The organism is Limnoraphis robusta BA-68 BA1 (assembly GCF_034932365.1).
Lineage (GTDB): Bacteria > Cyanobacteriota > Cyanobacteriia > Cyanobacteriales > Microcoleaceae > Capilliphycus > Capilliphycus robustus.
Genome location: NZ_JAYGHR010000005.1, coordinates 68,062 through 84,769, shown reverse-complemented (window position 1 = coordinate 84,769; position 16,708 = coordinate 68,062). Strand labels below are relative to the sequence as shown.

At 42.9% G+C, this 16,708-nt stretch carries 18 protein-coding genes; 6 read left to right on the top strand and 12 right to left on the bottom strand.

Annotated features, from left to right (window positions below; translation table 11 throughout):
- Positions 1–268 precede the first annotated feature (268 nt).
- From VB836_RS04200 to VB836_RS04190, 3 genes are all read left to right on the top strand, one after another.
- The gene (locus VB836_RS04200; protein WP_323218149.1) at positions 269–1,945 is read left to right on the top strand and encodes an ABC1 kinase family protein; all 1,677 of its coding nucleotides are present in this window, start codon (positions 269–271) and stop codon (positions 1,943–1,945) included.
- A 171-nt stretch (positions 1,946–2,116) separates the two neighbouring features.
- Complete coding sequence (gene miaE / locus VB836_RS04195; protein ID WP_046279605.1) at positions 2,117–2,716, top strand: tRNA-(ms[2]io[6]A)-hydroxylase; 600 nt, start codon at positions 2,117–2,119, stop codon at positions 2,714–2,716.
- 24 nt (positions 2,717–2,740) lie between these two features.
- A complete protein-coding gene (locus VB836_RS04190) occupies positions 2,741–3,229 on the top strand; it encodes a GNAT family N-acetyltransferase (RefSeq protein ID WP_323218148.1) in 489 nt (162 codons plus the stop codon).
- A 340-nt stretch (positions 3,230–3,569) separates the two neighbouring features.
- On the opposite strand, the gene VB836_RS04185 is transcribed toward VB836_RS04190, so the two are convergent.
- From VB836_RS04185 to VB836_RS04175, 3 genes are all read right to left on the bottom strand, one after another.
- A complete protein-coding gene (locus VB836_RS04185) occupies positions 3,570–3,935 on the bottom strand; it encodes a response regulator transcription factor (protein WP_323218147.1) in 366 nt (121 codons plus the stop codon).
- A 321-nt stretch (positions 3,936–4,256) separates the two neighbouring features.
- Complete coding sequence (locus VB836_RS04180; protein WP_323218146.1) at positions 4,257–5,489, bottom strand: site-specific integrase; 1,233 nt, start codon at positions 5,487–5,489, stop codon at positions 4,257–4,259.
- Positions 5,486–8,416, bottom strand: coding sequence for a phage/plasmid primase, P4 family (locus tag VB836_RS04175; RefSeq protein WP_323218145.1), 2,931 nt, complete (start codon positions 8,414–8,416; stop codon positions 5,486–5,488). Before VB836_RS04175 ends, VB836_RS04180 begins: the two co-directional genes overlap by 4 nt.
- 886 nt (positions 8,417–9,302) lie before the next feature.
- Between VB836_RS04175 and VB836_RS04170 the strand changes: the two genes are divergently transcribed.
- Entirely contained in the window at positions 9,303–9,665 is a 363-nt protein-coding gene (locus VB836_RS04170; RefSeq protein ID WP_323218144.1) for a hypothetical protein, read from the top strand.
- On the opposite strand, the gene VB836_RS04165 is transcribed toward VB836_RS04170, so the two are convergent.
- The 9 genes from VB836_RS04165 to VB836_RS04125 form a co-directional block, all read right to left on the bottom strand.
- Positions 9,662–9,889, bottom strand: a complete 228-nt coding sequence (locus VB836_RS04165) for a hypothetical protein (protein WP_323218143.1) — start codon at positions 9,887–9,889, stop codon at positions 9,662–9,664. The two genes, VB836_RS04170 and VB836_RS04165, sit on opposite strands and share 4 nt — an antisense overlap.
- A 348-nt stretch (positions 9,890–10,237) precedes the next feature.
- On the bottom strand, positions 10,238–10,678 hold the full coding sequence (locus VB836_RS04160) for a hypothetical protein (protein WP_323218141.1): 441 nt from the start codon (positions 10,676–10,678) through the stop codon (positions 10,238–10,240).
- Positions 10,679–10,735: 57 nt separating this feature from the next.
- Positions 10,736–11,164: a hypothetical protein gene (locus VB836_RS04155; RefSeq protein WP_046281485.1), complete on the bottom strand. Its 429-nt coding sequence runs from the start codon at positions 11,162–11,164 to the stop codon at positions 10,736–10,738.
- On the bottom strand, positions 11,155–11,412 hold the full coding sequence (locus VB836_RS04150; RefSeq protein ID WP_323218140.1) for a hypothetical protein: 258 nt from the start codon (positions 11,410–11,412) through the stop codon (positions 11,155–11,157). Before VB836_RS04150 ends, VB836_RS04155 begins: the two co-directional genes overlap by 10 nt.
- On the bottom strand, positions 11,405–11,920 hold the full coding sequence (locus tag VB836_RS04145) for a hypothetical protein (RefSeq protein ID WP_323218139.1): 516 nt from the start codon (positions 11,918–11,920) through the stop codon (positions 11,405–11,407). The genes VB836_RS04150 and VB836_RS04145 overlap by 8 nt, the downstream gene beginning before the upstream one ends.
- Entirely contained in the window at positions 11,921–12,118 is a 198-nt protein-coding gene (locus VB836_RS04140; protein ID WP_323218138.1) for a hypothetical protein, read from the bottom strand.
- Positions 12,119–12,122: 4 nt separating this feature from the next.
- Positions 12,123–12,374: a hypothetical protein gene (locus tag VB836_RS04135; protein WP_323218137.1), complete on the bottom strand. Its 252-nt coding sequence runs from the start codon at positions 12,372–12,374 to the stop codon at positions 12,123–12,125.
- Positions 12,367–12,867 (bottom strand): hypothetical protein, encoded by a 501-nt coding sequence (locus tag VB836_RS04130; protein WP_323218136.1) that lies wholly within the window; start codon positions 12,865–12,867, stop codon positions 12,367–12,369. The genes VB836_RS04135 and VB836_RS04130 overlap by 8 nt, the downstream gene beginning before the upstream one ends.
- Before the next feature lie 774 nt (positions 12,868–13,641).
- Positions 13,642–13,932, bottom strand: a complete 291-nt coding sequence (locus tag VB836_RS04125; RefSeq protein WP_323218135.1) for a hypothetical protein — start codon at positions 13,930–13,932, stop codon at positions 13,642–13,644.
- A gap of 123 nt (positions 13,933–14,055) precedes the next feature.
- On the opposite strand from VB836_RS04125, the gene VB836_RS04120 reads away from it, so the two are divergent.
- Positions 14,056–14,355, top strand: coding sequence for a hypothetical protein (locus VB836_RS04120; RefSeq protein ID WP_323218134.1), 300 nt, complete (start codon positions 14,056–14,058; stop codon positions 14,353–14,355).
- Positions 14,356–14,914: 559 nt separating this feature from the next.
- Positions 14,915–16,588: an ABC transporter substrate-binding protein gene (locus VB836_RS04115; protein WP_323218133.1), complete on the top strand. Its 1,674-nt coding sequence runs from the start codon at positions 14,915–14,917 to the stop codon at positions 16,586–16,588.
- Positions 16,589–16,708: the final 120 nt, after the last annotated feature.

Sequence of the window (16,708 nt, the reverse complement as noted above, 5' to 3'; positions counted from 1 at the left end):
AAGGCTGGTGAGTCTGAAGGGCGGGTTGATATCAGTGATCGCGCTAGAGACATACATCAAGTCGGAGGCGCGCCCCTACGCTCAGGGGTGACTGAAAGACGGGTGACTGTTATGATTGCAAAGGTGCAGTTGCTCTGTGTAAGGAACATCGAACATCTGAGCCATTGCGTTTTGAGTGAGTGGAACACAATTGACAACAACTTCTAACGAACTCTAAGACCTTGCTCAACTAGAATTAACAATTAATAGACTCCTCACAAACCGACCTATGCTCATCAAGAAGTCTCCCCAACCCCTGCGTTGGCAGCGAACTCGATATTCACCCCTGACTCGACAAATTGATGTATTTAGTGCCGCCGGAAAATTTATTTTTTTCCTGTGGTGGGATCGGTTTGTGGTTAATAATAGTTCTAAACAAAAGCGTAAACGCGCCCAATGGTTAGTTAAAACTATGCTTGATCTTGGCCCTACTTTTATTAAAATTGGTCAAGCGTTATCGACTCGGGCTGATATTTTACCCATAGAATATGTAGAAGAATTAGAAAAGTTACAAGATCAAGTTCCCCCTTTTCCGACGACTGAAGCGATCGCTATTATTGAGTCAGAATTGGGAAATACTCTGTTTAGTTTATATCGAGATTTTAATGAACGTCCTCTAGCCGCAGCCAGTCTCGGGCAAGTTCACAAAGCCAGACTGCATACGGGAGAAGATGTCGTTGTCAAAGTTCAACGTCCGGGTTTAAAACAATTGTTTGATTTGGATGTGGAAGCGATTCGGAAAATCGTTAAATTTTGTTATCGATATTTTGACTGGGCTAAAATTTATGATATTGAAGCAATTTATAATGAGTTTTTTATTATCCTTTATCAAGAGATAGATTATATTAAAGAAGGCAAAAATGCGGATAGATTTCGAGAAAATTTTAAAAGCTATCCCGATGTTATTGTTCCTAAAATTTATTGGGAATATGCCACTCATAAAGTCCTAACAATGGAATATTTACCGGGCATTAAAATTGATAACCGCAAACAAATAGAAGCTGGTGGACTCGATACGAAACGAATTAATCAAATTGGAATTTGCTGTTATCTCAAACAAATTTTGCAGGATGGTTTTTTTCAGGCTGATCCCCATCCCGGTAATATTGCGATCAATAAACAAGGAAGTCTGATTTTTTATGACTTTGGAATGATGGGTGAGATTAAATCTCTAGAAAAAGATGAGATGATTAGAACCTTTTTTGCAGTGATGAGAAAAGATACAGATGTGGTTTTAGATAGCTTGATCAAAATTGGTTTAATTGATCCGGTTCCTGATATGACTCCTGTTCGCCGACTGATTCGCTTTTTACTCGAAGAATTTACCGAAAAACCGATTGATTTTAAAGCATTTCATCAACTCAAAGAAGAAGTTTATATCATGTTTGAACAACAACCGTTTCGGCTTCCGGCGGAAATGACGTTTATTTTAAAGTCTTTAACAACACTGGATGGAATTGCACGGATTTTAGATCCAAAATATAGTTTAGTCGCGAGTGCGAGTCCTTTTGTGAAAAGCTTAACAACGCTTCCCAGTCAGACGAATACTTTTGGAGAATTAGCCCGACAAGCCCGAGAATTTGTTAAATTTAAATTGCAACAACCCAGTAAAGCCGAACAGTTAATTCAACGCATAGAACAACGCATAGAAGAAGGAGAATTGCGGGTTAGAGTTCGATCAGTCGAAAGCGATCGCGCCTTGAGGCGAGTCAATTTAGCCCTAAAAAGCTTGATTCATGCCTGTTGGAGTGGATTTGCCGGATTGTGTGGAATTGCCCTGTTAATTGGCAATTATAAAGGCTGGGCGATCGCAATTTTAAGCTTATCGGGATTGGGTTTATTTTTGTTTTTGCGATCGCTGTTTAATCTTTCGCTCCGAGAACGACTGGATCGGATGACAGAATAGAATTATAGTAAGGAACAGGTTACAGTATTGTAGGGGCGGGTTCTACCCAGATGTATATTTCCTTACAGACAACCTACATAAACCCGCCCTAATTCTAATAGGGAACAGGTTACAGAAAAGGGTTTAAATTTTGTTAATTGTTAGGTACTTATCTTTGTTAGGAAAACCATTATGAACACAAACACAGCACCTCGAATTAAATTTATCAAACAACCCACTTCAACCGCTTGGTTAGAACAAGCTTTAGCGAATTTAGACACGATTTTACTAGATCATTCTCACTGTGAACGCAAAGCAGCCGGAGTCGCTTTAAACCTGATGTTTCGCTATCCTTCCAGTACAAAATTAATCCGAACGCTAACAGCAATTGCCCAGGAAGAACTCCAACATTTTGAACAAGTCAATCAATGGTTAGATCGACGCGGAATTCCTTTAGCCCCCTTAGATGCACCGCCCTATGGTTCAGAACTCAATAAACAAATTCGTCGCCATGAACCCCAACGAATGCTTGATTTTTTATTAGTTTATAGCCTAATAGAAGCCCGCAGTCACGAACGTTTAGGGTTATTGGGCGCTCACTGTCCTGATGCAGAACTCGCGGCATTTTATCGAGGTTTAATGGCTTCTGAAGCTCGACATTATGGATCTTATTGGGTTTTAGCCACAACGTATTTTGACACAGAAGTTGTCACGGAACGCTTAGAAGAATTATCAGAAATCGAGAGTAATATTCTTTCGACTCCCTTTCCTAAACCGAGAATTCATAGTTAGTTTGGGGAGTTTAAAAGAAAGAACATGAAAACCCAATATAAAGATTTTATCATTCGGTCTTGGGAAGTTCGCGATCGCGAAGCAGCTTTTCATTTAATTGCTGCTGTTTTAGCGGAATATGGGTTAGTTTCCGAAGCCACAGGAGCCGATGAAGATGTTTACAAAGTCGAAGAATTCTATCAACAGACAGGCGGTGAATTTTGGGTGGTTGAACAGCAAAATACAATCGTCGGTACTGCCGCTTATTATCCCATAAAACGAGGAAAAGATGCGGTAGAAATTCGCAAAATGTATTTACTTCCGTCTGTTCGAGGACAAGGATTAGGGAAATTTTTATTAACACATTTAGAGGAGAAAATCAAGGATAAAGGGTTTCAAGAAGCTTGGATCGAGACAGCTAGCGTGTTAAAAGAAGCCGTTCAACTCTATGAAAGTCACGGTTATAAACCGACAACAGGAGTCGAAACCGAACGATGCGATCGCGTTTACAAAAAAGTGCTTTCTGTGGGATAATTGTACTCGGATTGAAACCTAAACTTAGTTTTAAAACCCTGTTCAACTTTCTAATCCAAGAATCAATGATCAGAGTTGGTCAATCTTGAAAAAACGGGGTTTATTGCGACTATGCCGACGGTTTATAACAGCATGAACGGATTGGGTGATACTCCACTGATTAGATGAAATTAATTTAAAAATGACTGTTAACCGTCTAAGTTCGGAGTCGAGATTGTTGGCTGATAAACAGTGAAGTTGATCAGGGATAAATCTCCAGCGAGGGCTGAAAAAATCACTGAAACTGTTTAGAAGATTACACAGATCAATCCCACTCCAACTTAAACAACAACAGCATCAATTAATCTTGTAGTAAATTGGCTTCAATCAGTCGAGCCGTCATAGCAGCCCTGGAATTAACATCGAGTTTTTTGAACACACGACGTAAATGAGTCGCTACCGTCCAAGGGCTAATCCCAAGTTCTTTCCCAATACATTTATTCGGTAAACCTTGAGCGACTAAACGAGCAATTGATTGTTCACGCGGACTGAGATTAACGGACTGATCATCTTGAGGACGTGAACGAACTAAATAGTAACGAATGCCATCAATATCTGATGCCAACACAATCTCATCGACAGATTCTTCAGTTCGTTGAAAAATAGGAAAGGCAATAGACTCATCGACTTGGTTTACAGCTTTCTTCAGCATTTCTTGAATCATCATAACTATTTCCCCTGAGGACAAAAACAGATACACTACATGAGGTTTGCTTGAACTTGCCGACCTTGGATGAGAGCTAATCATGTTTATCGATGAGCTAGAGTTGACGAATGAACGACAAAAACGATTAGCCAGTAGGTATTGTAGATGCTCCCTAGAGTGAATAACAGAGTAATGCAATAAGGCTTAACCCCTGTATTCCTACATATATCTCTCTTTATATTGGTTATGCAGTCTTAACCGCCTATAACGGTTGTAACTCTTGTCTAGAAAGGGTTTGAGCAAGTGAAGTCCTGAAATTTGGTGAACTTTGTGGTGAACCGTTCACTTTCTGAGCTGTTCTTCTAATTCAGCTACTCTCTCTTTTAGGAACTGGTTTTCTAGCCGCAATCTGTCTAACTCGTTTAACTCCTGTTTGTGGTTGAGGAGTTTTCTGTAAATCTTGTCACTGGTAGAAGCATCCATATATTTCTGATAGGTCTTAACGTGCATCTCTACCGAGTGACCCATCCACCGAGCTGCATCATCAATGGCAATATCTAGCTCGTGCGCCCGGACTGCATAGCGATGTCTCAGGCTGTAAGCTTTGTTTTTGAATCCGCGCTTGAGAAGCTCTTGCCCTAATTGCCTTACCCTCGCCTCATATGTTCTGGCTCGACTGGGGAAACGCTTTGGATTCAGTAGGTCAAACCGTTCAACCCATTCTGGTTGTAGCGGGTAAACTAAACGTTCTCCAGTCTTGTTATCCTCGTCTACTCTGAACTTGTGAAACTCGTTATCTGAGCTGGTAAAAAAATCAAGGTGCTTCTCAATCCCATTGAAAACTTCCTGAGTTCTCAGACCGTAGGTGGCGATCATTCCAAACGTCCAACCAATATCATCAGGCAATAGGTCAAACGTCATCTCTATCTCTCTGTCAGTTGGCAGTATTCTCGGCTTTGTCTTTGGTTTGCAGAGGTAAGACTTAATTTCAATACTCTCCTGTTTTGCCAGTTTATTGATGAGGTTAATTAAGGCAGCTCTGGCGCAAGTGTCGGGGTCTGTCAACCGTATCCATTTCTCAACGTTTTGGTCTGTGAATCTGTCTAAGTCGGGTATTTTCTTGAGATAGACTTGATAGTTTCCTCTGTAGGTGTTTAACTTCTTGCGAGTCTGAGGCCGATCGCGCCAATAGTTCTCCTCAAAGTCAGCCTTAATCTCACCCATTGTTCTGTGCTGAGGCTTGGTTTTAGGCTTGACCCCGTACATCTCCCAATCAAATATGTTTAGCTTTAACTGAGTTGTGATTTCTAATGCTTTAGTTTCTGCAATCCTTATCCCTTCTAAGTCAGCAGACGCTATAGAAATCTCATAACGCTTTGTTCCTTCTGGTGTTGTTTCTCCGGGTTTACAGGGTAACGTTCCTCTTAGATACAGTCGGTTTTTTCTCCTGAGAACAGTGAGTTTACTTCCGAATGCTTTCAGACGTTCGTTTAACTGCAAAATAGCACTGTTAATCTGGCTGTCAACCTCTCGGAGAGACTGACAGGCTTTGTTATTCGGTTTACGTCGGGTCATTCTTCTAGATATTTAGTGATGCGGTTGTTTTCTTGTTTCCGTTTAGCACTCTCGATTTGCTCTTCCCACTTGTCAGCTATTCTTGTTAACTCCTCATCGGTTAATTCTTCAATCGCTGACTTCTCAAATAAGCTCAGGATTTGAGAGAAGGTTTGATCATTAGCAGTTAGCTTGATTTTTTGCTGTTTAGCCAACCGCTTAACCCTTTGTATAGGTGTTTCAGTTTGAGGCTCAAGGAGTAGTTCAGGCTGTGTATGTTTTGGTTTATCAGGTATGGGTTGAATATCCCCACAGAGCGCCTCAAAAATCTCAATATTCTCGGGCTTAACGTTCAATTCCCCATTCGGGTGTTTGACTTTCCAAGGCACATCATCAAGGTAAGACCGTCCGAGAAGAGTCGCTTCGCCTGTATAACTGGGATGCTCAAGCCAAACAATCGACTTGACATCCTTATTTAGATCCTCTTTAACAGTTTTCTTGAGCCATTTCTTCTTCTGGTCAAGGGTGTATTTTGCGATCGCGGGTTTAGGTTGCGGTTCGGATTGGATGGACTGACTAACTTCTACAATCGGTTTCTCAGGGAGGGGTGAGTCAGGTAATTTTTTTTCTGTGGGAGTTGAATTAGGTAAATGTTGATTCAACCCCGCACACCCCGCACGGCCTTGTGTAGTAGGGGTTTCAGGTAGCCCTAAATTGCTCACAGACTGTTTTTTCTGAACCCGCACAGACTTGGTAAGGTCTTGTTCATGAGTCAGAATCGCATCATCCGTTCCCTCTGTTCTCAGTCGGATACCAGAGATACAGGTTACTGGCCCTGAGACAGAGGTTCCTACTCTTGTTCTGATTCTCTGTACTTCCAAACCTAAGACAGACTGACAGACCTCTAATAATTCTGGAGAGAATCTGGGGAGAGACTTAGCAGATAAACCAGATTGCTGACAATACTCCCGATAAGAGCTATACAGAGTTCCTGTTTTTTGTCCATCACCAATGGGAGTAGTAGCAGAGGCATCACTAATCACACAGTCATTGAGCCAAGCGGCTAGAGAATCTTCTCTGAGTCGGGATTGCCAGAACTGAAGTTGACATTCTGGAATATCGCCAACTCCCCTTAAGACCTGAGTCACAAAATTATCATCCAAGCTCAGGAGATAGTTTGTGAATGCGGCTAACTCCGGTTTGAATTCTGCTCTGAGGTCGCGTCTGTCTCTATCTGCAACTTTGGCATTCATTGGGATAGGGATTATCCGACGTTTCCATCCATTGCCTTTAACCCCTTGTGCTATTGGATGCTCTGACACGAGCATTGCCATTCCGGTGAATCTGAACTGAAAAGCGGGTTTATGTTTTTGTTCTCCTGTGAGGTTATTTCCCCCTACCAGCTTCATAATATTGCTGATGTTTTTAGGGAGGTCTTGTTCATCTGAAAACAAAACTAGCCGTTTCTGATAAGCTCTAATCGGTGTGAAATGGTTAGTACAAAACTGCTCAACCCCTTCATCAAGGATGTTGTTCTCCCCAATAATGTCGGTAACTAAATTGCTGTAGGTTGTCTTTCCACTTCCGCCTAAACCTGTCAGGTGCAGCATTTTCTGTATGTCAGAGCGTCCTTTTAAAACGGCGTTGGCAAAGCAGATAAGCAAGTTTTTAATAACCGGATTTCCCTGTGAGGCTTCATCCAACCAAGCATTAATCTTGCTCCAATTTTGGGCTAATGGGTTATATTCACGGGGAAGTATCCAGGTTAAATAGTTGAGAGGGGAATGCTCAACAAACTTACCTGTAGCAATTTCTAGAACTCCGTTATGATGGGGTAAAACCTCACCAGGAGTGCGTTCTAGCCATTTCCTTTTGATAATCTTTGGGTCAACTCTTAGAGCTTCTACTACCTGCTTAACGTAGGTATGAGTTCTGAATTTAATTCCTTTCCCTGTCAAGAGTTGAGAGATAATTGACTCAATATAGAGGTCGTCTTCAGGACTCCAGATGCCTTTATCTTGAGCTTCATATCTCATCCATATTTTGGCTTCGCAATTGAAGGCTAGCTTGTTCTCATATTCCTCTGCAATCTCTCTAGCAATGCTTACTTGAGTGGGAGTTTTACTGTCTTGAGAAAGCTGTCTTTCTAGACCAGGACTATACTTCTCTCTCCACTGCTCAATAGTTAAACTTCTTGCTAATACCTTGTCTCGGAATTCTTCAAAGCCATTCATCTGGATATAATCATCAATCCCTTTCCCCTCAGCTTCCTCCCATAATCCGGTGATGCTGTAGACGGGAACGCCAAACTGAGAGAGACGATGAGCGAGGTTTTCTTGTGCTGTTTTTACTCCGTTTTTCCTGGCGCAATCGGCATCAAACGCAATGATAAACCCAAAGCCTGCTCTTGCCAAGCGTTCTAATCCAGGGACTAGATATCGCTTGCCTTGGGGGTCACTTTTGGCTGATGTGAGTCCCATCTCTACACCCAGTAGGCAAATAGTCGGGACTCCATGAGAGGTCAAGGATATTGCTTTAAAAAAGCCTTCTGTGACCACTAGACAAGGATAGCCATCAATTTGATAGCATTCATCCTTTAACGCTTCTAAGTCATCCCAGAAGCGTTTTTTGTCGGGATGAGCGGGTAACATGGCGTCGTACCCGTCTTCATCCTTGCAACTGCGGTACTTGGGTTTTTTACCGTCCTGAGAGGCCCAAGCATCATCAGGTTTGAACTGTTCTTGATAACCATTCCCACTGAGCAAAATTCCATCTGAGTAGGCTTTGTATCCCAGATGCTCTGTAGCTGTTCTGGTATCAATACTCTTGCAGTTGACGGCTACCCAGTCGGATTTTAAGCCTCGTTTCTGAACTAACTCCCGTTCATGTTTGGGGTTGAGTTCAGCTAATTGATTGACCTCAGAATGCCTAGTTAAGGAGGCAACCATTAGCATACCTCCTTTTCTATGCGTTGTAAGTTTACAGATTGTTTGGCAGACAGCTTGAATTCCTTGCCGTCTCTGTTGCAGACCTTCCACTGACGGTCTAAGTCACGGATGAAGATTCTATCCCAACCCGTCAACGGTGACTTCAGCAGTTGGTCTAGTCTCTGCCTGTACTGGCAGTGTTTTTCGGAAAAGTCTTTACTTCGGAATTGTTCTGAGTTATTATTGTTCATAACATTTGACATTTAAAGCTTGCCCCTCTTTCCTGCGGCGTCTACGGAAAGGGGGGTTTGCTCTATGTCTAATGACCATAAACTTTTACAATGGCGGGGACTCACACCGTGCTTTACTGCGGTCTTTTTAGTACCCGTTTTAATAATGGGGTCTTAACCTACAGAACCGCAACACTAGCTCGGTGGAAGAAGCATATCGTATCCATTCTTTCTGTCCAGTTGCCCATAAACATTGCATTAGCCTCAGCTTGCTAGCTCTTTAGAGAGACTTTATTTCCACCACGCAGTTAGCAAGCCTACTTTACGTTAAGTTCATGATTTAGCTTTTAAAGCTATCTTTCGAGTTTACAACAGCCCCCCTTTCCTTTCAAGTGTCTGTTGTACTCACTTTTTTGGGTTTTGTAACTCTTTTTATGGGTTGTGTAGCCCCAAAACTACAAAAACTCATGCTGAAATCCGGACTTGTCGTCTAAAACTGGGAGTGTATGACGTTAGCGGGTCACTACATTTGCAGCCTATCTGAGATTGATTGAGTGACCGCAGTTAAATGGAAGAAAAACGAAATTGTACAATTCTCAAGGGTACTTGGGAGTAGATCAGATGTCTTTCAGTCGGGACTACAATGTAACTACAACTCAACTTTTTACCTCCAAAACATGGCTAGTTCAAAAAAATCTGAGCGGGTTATCGTGCGTCTGTCACCAGAAGAGAAGCAAAAGCTAGTGGCTCACGCTGAACGTAAGGGACAGACAGAATCTTGGGTGATGCGCGAGTACATCAGAAGATTGCCTGCTGTTCCCAAACCGAAAGCGTTACCGCCTGCTAGAGAACCACTACAGATGCCACTCACAGAGATAAGAGAATCTGATTTTGAACCAGTGGTGAGAGAGGAGGATTTCCCTGATTTTGTTGAGCTTGAACAGGGAACACGGCCTGAAATCATCCAACAATATGAGATGTGTGGCATAGAAGTGAGAATGGTTCCCAAAAAACGTAAAAGGAGAAGGCGTAAAGGTTAGTTATCTAGAAGCTTTTGAACGACTGGAGATTTAACCGAGGTAACGTCACCCAGTAACTCAGCTTCAAGATAAGCCCGTTGATATTGGCTGTTACCTCTATAGTCGTTGTAATTGTCAGAGACCTGTAACAATTGGATGACGTTAGCACGGGCTAGGAGGTCAAAGAAGGCTTTCCAGTTCTCAACCTCTTGTGCAGTTGCCATCAGTCGAATTTTGGTGGTCATGTTGTCTATTATGGAGTTGATGTCGGTTAACTTCTTCAGAGGAAATCAAGAGGTTAGGGTGAATTTTGGCTATCTGATCGCCAAGCCTAACCTCATAGAAAATATCAAAGCGGTTAGCACTGGCTGAGATGTGGTAGCCTTCAACAATTCCATCAATCAGAGTTTTATTTGTGATGTCAAGGTACAGTACAGGCTGACCAATCTCAAACACTCTATAAAGAGGCTCTATACAGAAGTCAGTGGCGAAACATATTGCATCCAGTAGGTGATCTAGTGCGAGTTCTTTTTTCGGATCCATGAGCATCTGCAATATTGTTTTCTACCCAGTCCCAGAATTGTTGTTGCGGATTAGAACATTCCATCAACTTGCTCAGGTTCTAACTGATTGTTTTTCAACCGTTCGTAAGAATCAATAACCTTCTCTATCTCAGAGAGATTGGGGTCATGTTTAAACAAGCGAAACTTCTCTAGCAACTGAGTGGCTCGGTTGATTTCATCCTCAGTTTGGCTCAGGTCATAAAGCAAGCTGTCAAGCTCTTTCTTCTTGCTCCTGTACTCCCGTTGAACGTCCCGAATTTGTTTAACTAATTCTTGGGTGTGTTCATCAGTAGCTAGCTTCCGCATAATTGAAGTATCACCACCCATAAGCTGGACAACTTCTTGCTTGAGTTTGGCAAGGGACTGTTTGTAATCTTCCCAGTCCTCTAGTTCAACTCTGAAAGCCATTCGGGCTGATTCATAATTCCCTAAGTTGGTTGTCAGTCCAAATTCAATCTCTTTGACTTTCATTACTCTCCTTAAATTTTGAAACAAGTTAGGGGGTGTAAATAACCCCCTATGAACTGCTTAGTTGTTGTCGTGTTCGTCTACTAACTTAGGTTCAATAACCTCTGAGAGAACAGGCGACGCCTCTACTACAGATGACTGTTCAACTGTCGGTTCTGACTGTCGATTGCCTCTGTTGAAGAATTGCTCAATCTGGGTTAACAAATCATACTGGATTTCTTCAGTCTGACTTGTTTCCTGAGCCGTGATAAAATCGGTCAACACGTTTAATTCACTGTCTACCCGTTGCCGTTCACTGATGGCGATGGGTTTGTTTTTGTGGTTGGTGTCGTAGGCTAGGATGCTACAACCAAGAGCGGTTGAGGATGCAACTGTTTTCCACAGAATGTCAAGCTTTGGTGACAATGAGAGAACGGATAACAGTCCGGCACAACCAAGCCAGAAGCTAACACGTCTATCAATCCTTTCAGGGATGGAGATTAGAGCCATGCTAGGTTCACTCCTGTGATTGCTGCAATCACCACAAAAGCAGTTTTAACCTGATGAAATCTGCTCTTGTTTGACTCGGCATAGTAGATAAGCACTCCCCCAATGATGATGGTTTTTGCGAGTAGTAAAACTACTAACACCCACCGCCACCAGATCAGGTTGGGCTGAATCAATCGGGCTACCAGTAAGGCAATGTTAAATGATGCCAAACTGAGGGCTATTAAGTCAGCGTACCGGGTACTAAGCATAGAGCGTTTCCTTTAACTGATTGACTGCTTCCCGTCGCAGTTGGAACCGTTGATCAATGCGTCCGATTAATGCCTCTCCTTTGACTTCAGAAAGTGATAACCGTTGGTTCTGTTCGTGCAGTCCGGGTTTGAGTTTGCCGTTGAGATATTCTCCAGTTTTAATCTCTCCATCCCGTGCGTCTAAAATCTTTCCCAGTCGTTGACGTTTGTGACTTTCTTCTGATTTGTAGATGCGTTTAACTGACTCCAAACTGTCGGTATCAGCGCTGAACTTTCCCCGTTGTAAGGTGACTTGTTCTTTCAGGTCTTTGGCTTGCAGTTTTGCAGCTTCAACCTCTTCTGGTGTGAGGCGTTCAATCCCGGTGAAATTTCCTCGGTAGTGTTCAGCAAAGTTGTACTGATTGTTGCTGATTGGGGGCGCTGTGTTGGCACTCTGGAGAATGCTTTCAGCTTCACTCATGGACTGTGAACCGATTGACTTGTTCTGTTTCTTACCTAGTCCAAACATCTAATCAATCTCCTTAACGATTGCCGAAACTTTTGCAAAACTGATGGCTAGAGTCTCATCCCAGATTTCTGTCTTGGAGTACATTCGAGCCACTTTATCAATGTGTTGGGATGCCAACTGACCAACCGGGATTGAGGCGGCTTTTACCCACAACCAGAGGATGAACATAAAGCTATTTCCGAGTAGAAAGTTAATCATTTAACTATCTCCGACGCTGAAAAGTGATGTGCTTTTTCAATTCACCTGTTGTTGGGTCAGCAAAATACTCATTCTCGGTTATATCCCAGTCGTTGGCGTCACTGGGAAACGGGTTAGCATCTCCAATTTCTGGCCCAAAATACCGGACTGTTTTCCCGGTTTCATTGTCAACAATTCTCATTCGTGAATCGTTTCTCTCAACGGTGTAGGGTTCATTACTAGGGGTTGTTTCCCCTCCAAAAAGCCAATTAAGCACTTTGGTTTCCTCCGAACGAGCGCTTGAGAATTTCCTCAGAGGTTACGGTGAAACTTTCAGCCAGAGGGGTGAACATTCGGTGAGCCAGTTCAGCTCCAAACTGTTTGTTTTGAACTCCGACTTCATCGGCCATGATTAACAGTTGGGATTTCAGATTGTTGATGGCTTGATGAGCATCTGGGACGGGCAAAAGTTCGGGTTGGTAGGGTTCAACTGGGACTAGAGCAACGGGTTGATCATTTTCTAATGAGATTGAACGTTGCCATTCCTCATAGCTCATGGTGCCTTCCTTGCCACAACAGCTCAAATAGTCCAACAGATAACCGTAGCCTTCCTCTGTCAACATTTCCTCTCCAGTGTCCTCATTGGTCGTGAACACTTCTGTCCATGTGACCGTTTCCTTGACGCGGGACAATGGCGAATTTCCATCCCGGCGTCCAAGGTGGGATTTAGAATATCCCGTCATCTCGCATAATTCAGATAGAGTGTACATGGGATTCCTCTAGGGTTTTAAGTTTTCAATGAACAATGTTCACGCTCTCGTGAACTGATGAACATCTTAAACCCCTATAAGTTCTTTTGTCAACTCCAATGGGTTCAAAGTGGGTTACATATGAGTAAATTTTCTTTAAATCTTTCTGATGAGCTAGAGAAGATGGTGGATTTTGCTTGCAGTCTGTCGGGACGTTCCCGTAACTCAGCCTGCGTTGACTGGATACTGAGAGGAGTTTTAGAGGAACTGGAGTCTTATAAAAAAGCAGGATTCCTGCCACCTACCTATCAAACTCCCCTCCGATCTTCAGAGGATGAGCCAGATGAGTAATGCGATCGCCTGTTAATCTGAGAGCAGTTTTTTCCAGTTGCTTTCCCCAATAAGGTGTGATGCTCACCCCTAGCCGTCATGGTTAGGGGTTTTTGTTTTCACAGGTTGCCAAAATAGGGTTTAAGCATCTCAAAACTATGCGAATCAATGGTTTCACAGGTTCACAAATTCCTTTGTTTGAGGAAATTGTATTAGCAATTAATCACTTTAACTATCAGCCAACCGTTCAATAGACCTGATCAACTTCCCTGCCGAGTTGGACGTGTACCCCCTCTCCCTTTTTAGTTTTGGGACTGTGTTGGCCAACCAATTTTCTAACTGTATACACCTGTCTACACCACTGTCTACACTGTCTACACCTACCTGTCTACACCTGTCTACACCACTGTCTACACCTGTCTACACCACTGTTAACAGATTGCCTGAGTGTTTCCAGTTCTTCACTCAGGCGTTCAGCTTTCCCAAGCGTTCCTCTAACCCCTCAAAACGTTCATCCAGTTTAGTTTGTAGCTGTTCTAATTCCTCTCTTATATCAGGGGTGTCTACACTGTTAACAGGGGTGTATACAGTGTCTATAGGACTGTTAACAGGGGTGTCTACACTGTCTACACCTTGATGGATGGACAGTAGCAGTCTCTTAGCTGCAAGGTTGAGACTTTCACCCGGTTCACATTGCTCTCTAAGCCAGTCCAGTTCACTATTTGAGAGTCTAAAGCTAATCAGTTCACTTGCCATGTATACACCTGTCTACACTACCTGTCTACAGTGTATACGGTAGGTGTCTACAGTGTCAACACTATCTGTTAACAGGTGTCTACACTCTACTAACAGGTAGACTAGATAAAAACATCATTGGCCATGTTGAAAGATTTAAGTTACGGCGCCTTTGGATTGTTGGTGATGGTTCAGAAAAAGTTTAGCGATCGCCCATTCCTTCTAAAAGACGTTCTCAATCGGGGTGAGTCAGCCAGTTCAACTAAGAGATTATTGAGAGAACTGGTAGATACAGGTTTTCTCTCATCCGGTCAACTCAGACAATCAGCAACAGGTTATTTCTCAGTTCCAAGTTACCGACTGATTCAGCCCTTGCCTATCTCCTTTCTGAATGATGAGGCAACAGACCAGTTAGTTAGAGAGACAGTAGAGCTGAGACAGTAGAAAAATTAAAAGTTAAGCATAGAGGTTAAGCACCCTTCTCTTGAGGGGTGTTTTTGTGCAGTGTGCGGGAGGATAAACAAGGTCTGTGCGGATAGTGTGCGGGTTTAAAACTCCTTCTGTATATAGCTTGTGCGGGGTGTGCGGGCTTTACCTTATTCAAATGGGAAAATAAAAAACAAATAATTGAAGAGAGTTATTAGAGAGTATATCTACTTAGTTCTGTTCCCTGTGTTGATGGTGAAATCAAGGGTTAAAATTTTAGAGCAGAAAGGGACTGTTGAGGAAATCTCAGGGAAACGGTTTGACCCTGGATTAGTGAACCCATTGGTGAACCCGTTGGTGATACCCTTGGTTGGAACTGCTGGAAGAGCTTCTATAAGCAAGTCTCAAGTAAGGCAAGAGAATGCAAAACCTACTTATTGGTTATGCAGTCTTAACCGCCTATAACGGTTGTAACTCTTGTCTAGAAAGCAAAGTTGAGGTGAAAGCCATCAAAGGGGAACAGTGAGACATTTATCCGCTATTATCGAAAGTTCAGATTGAGACGATAGAAAAGCCAATGTTTGCAAGATTCTTGAGTAAAACGGTTAACCTCCGATGGTTTCAACACCGTCGAGGTCAGTCTATCCTACACTTTATCAGTTTATTCTGTCTGTGCTGGTTTTTGGCGGTAAGCTGTACGCCTCGCCAAACTCAAACCAATACTTCTCCCCCTGCTGAGTCGAACCCTGGACGAATTACCATCGGTACAACGCTGAAAATTCGGACGCTCGATCCGGCTGATGCCTACGATGCTCTTTCTAATGATATCTTTTATAATGTCGGCGATCGCCTCTACACCTACGAACTGGGAACGACAAAACTGATTCCTCAGTTAGCCACTGCTTTACCGACGGTGAGTGAAGATGGGTTAACCTACAAAATTCCGGTGCGTCAGGATGTGGTTTTCCATGATGATACGCCGTTTAATGCTGAGGCGATGGTGTTTTCCCTGCGACGCTTTATTGAAAATGGCGGACAACCTGCATTTTTACTCTCGGATACCATTGACTCTATCCAAGCGACGGGAGACTATGAACTGACGATTAAGTTAAAACAGCCTTTTGCGGCGTTTCCCAACTTGTTAGCAGTAGCGGGAACTTGTGCGGTGTCTCCTAAAGCCTATGAGTTGGGCGCGGGGAAATTTCAGCCACAAATTTTAGTGGGAACTGGGCCATATAAACTGGCTGAATATGGGGTTGATGTGGTTCGTTTGAATGGGTTTGATCAATATTGGGGTGAGAAACCGCAAAATCAAGGGATTGATATTCAACGCTTTTCAAGTTCAGCGAATTTGTTTAATTCGTTTCGGAGTAATGGGGTTGATGTGGCTTATCTTTCTCTTGATCCCGATCAAGTCAATAGTCTACAAGCTGACGCGGAAAAGGGCAAATGGCAGATGATTGTCGCCCAGGGAAATACGGTGAATTATATGGTGCTGAATCTCAATTCTGAACCGTTGAATAAACCGGAAGTTCGACAGGCATTGGCGGCAATTGTGGATCGAAATTTGATTAATGAACGGGTGCTGCGCGGACAGGGAGAACCGCTTTATAGTATGATTCCCACGACATTTGAGAGTTATAAACCGGTTTTCAAAGACAGTTATGGAGATGCCAATACGGAAAAGGCGAAGGCGTTGTTAAAACAAGCGGGATATACTCCTGAAAATCCAGCCGTTGTAGAAGTTTGGTATGCCTCGAGTAATAATAAACGAGCGACGTTAGCGAGTACGTTGAAAGCCTTGGCGACTGAACAGTTAGAGGGAGCGTTGCAACTCGAACTCAAAAGCGTAGAAGCAACGACGGCTTTTGAGAAATTGGATAAGGGAGTTTATCCAACGTTTCTCTTAGATTGGTATGCCGATTTTTTAGATGCGGATAACTATTTACAACCGTTTTTAGATTGTGCGACAGGTTCACCGGAAAAAGGTTGTGAACAAGGGGCGACGCAATCTCAGGGGTCGTTTTATTATAGCGATCGCGTCAATGAATTAATCGATCAACAGCGTCAAGAACAAAATCCCCAAGCCCGACAATTATTGTTTGATGAGTTGCAAACGATTCTGGCGAAAGATGTTCCTTATATTCCAATTTGGCAGGATAACAACTTTATTTTTGCCCACAATAATATTAGTGGAATTCAACCGCAGGTGACTCAACAATTGCCCTTTTGGACGATGAGCAAATCTTAACGGATTATCGGAGCATCGGGTTTGATTTCAAGGGGTCTTTGGAAACACAGGAACAAATTGAGAAGGAATCGGTCAAAGTGAATGAATGCTCACAGGAGAACTTCCGGAAACTTTGAGTAA

Excerpts from the sequence above, each read along its gene's own strand:
- VB836_RS04130 (WP_323218136.1), bottom strand. The coding sequence starts at position 12,867 with ATGTACACTCTATCTGAATTATGCGAGATGACGGGATATTCTAAATCC.
- VB836_RS04150 (WP_323218140.1), bottom strand. The coding sequence starts at position 11,412 with ATGCTTAGTACCCGGTACGCTGACTTAATAGCCCTCAGTTTGGCATCA.
- VB836_RS04175 (WP_323218145.1), bottom strand. The coding sequence starts at position 8,416 with ATGGTTGCCTCCTTAACTAGGCATTCTGAGGTCAATCAATTAGCTGAA.
- VB836_RS04185 (WP_323218147.1), bottom strand. The coding sequence starts at position 3,935 with ATGATGATTCAAGAAATGCTGAAGAAAGCTGTAAACCAAGTCGATGAG.
- miaE (WP_046279605.1), top strand. The coding sequence starts at position 2,117 with ATGAACACAAACACAGCACCTCGAATTAAATTTATCAAACAACCCACT.
- VB836_RS04200 (WP_323218149.1), top strand. The coding sequence starts at position 269 with ATGCTCATCAAGAAGTCTCCCCAACCCCTGCGTTGGCAGCGAACTCGA.
- VB836_RS04165 (WP_323218143.1), bottom strand. The coding sequence starts at position 9,889 with ATGACCACCAAAATTCGACTGATGGCAACTGCACAAGAGGTTGAGAAC.
- VB836_RS04190 (WP_323218148.1), top strand. The coding sequence starts at position 2,741 with ATGAAAACCCAATATAAAGATTTTATCATTCGGTCTTGGGAAGTTCGC.
- VB836_RS04125 (WP_323218135.1), bottom strand. The coding sequence starts at position 13,932 with ATGGCAAGTGAACTGATTAGCTTTAGACTCTCAAATAGTGAACTGGAC.
- VB836_RS04180 (WP_323218146.1), bottom strand. The coding sequence starts at position 5,489 with ATGACCCGACGTAAACCGAATAACAAAGCCTGTCAGTCTCTCCGAGAG.
- VB836_RS04155 (WP_046281485.1), bottom strand. The coding sequence starts at position 11,164 with ATGGCTCTAATCTCCATCCCTGAAAGGATTGATAGACGTGTTAGCTTC.
- VB836_RS04140 (WP_323218138.1), bottom strand. The coding sequence starts at position 12,118 with ATGATTAACTTTCTACTCGGAAATAGCTTTATGTTCATCCTCTGGTTG.
- VB836_RS04115 (WP_323218133.1), top strand. The coding sequence starts at position 14,915 with ATGTTTGCAAGATTCTTGAGTAAAACGGTTAACCTCCGATGGTTTCAA.
- VB836_RS04160 (WP_323218141.1), bottom strand. The coding sequence starts at position 10,678 with ATGAAAGTCAAAGAGATTGAATTTGGACTGACAACCAACTTAGGGAAT.
- VB836_RS04145 (WP_323218139.1), bottom strand. The coding sequence starts at position 11,920 with ATGTTTGGACTAGGTAAGAAACAGAACAAGTCAATCGGTTCACAGTCC.
- VB836_RS04120 (WP_323218134.1), top strand. The coding sequence starts at position 14,056 with ATGTTGAAAGATTTAAGTTACGGCGCCTTTGGATTGTTGGTGATGGTT.
- VB836_RS04170 (WP_323218144.1), top strand. The coding sequence starts at position 9,303 with ATGGCTAGTTCAAAAAAATCTGAGCGGGTTATCGTGCGTCTGTCACCA.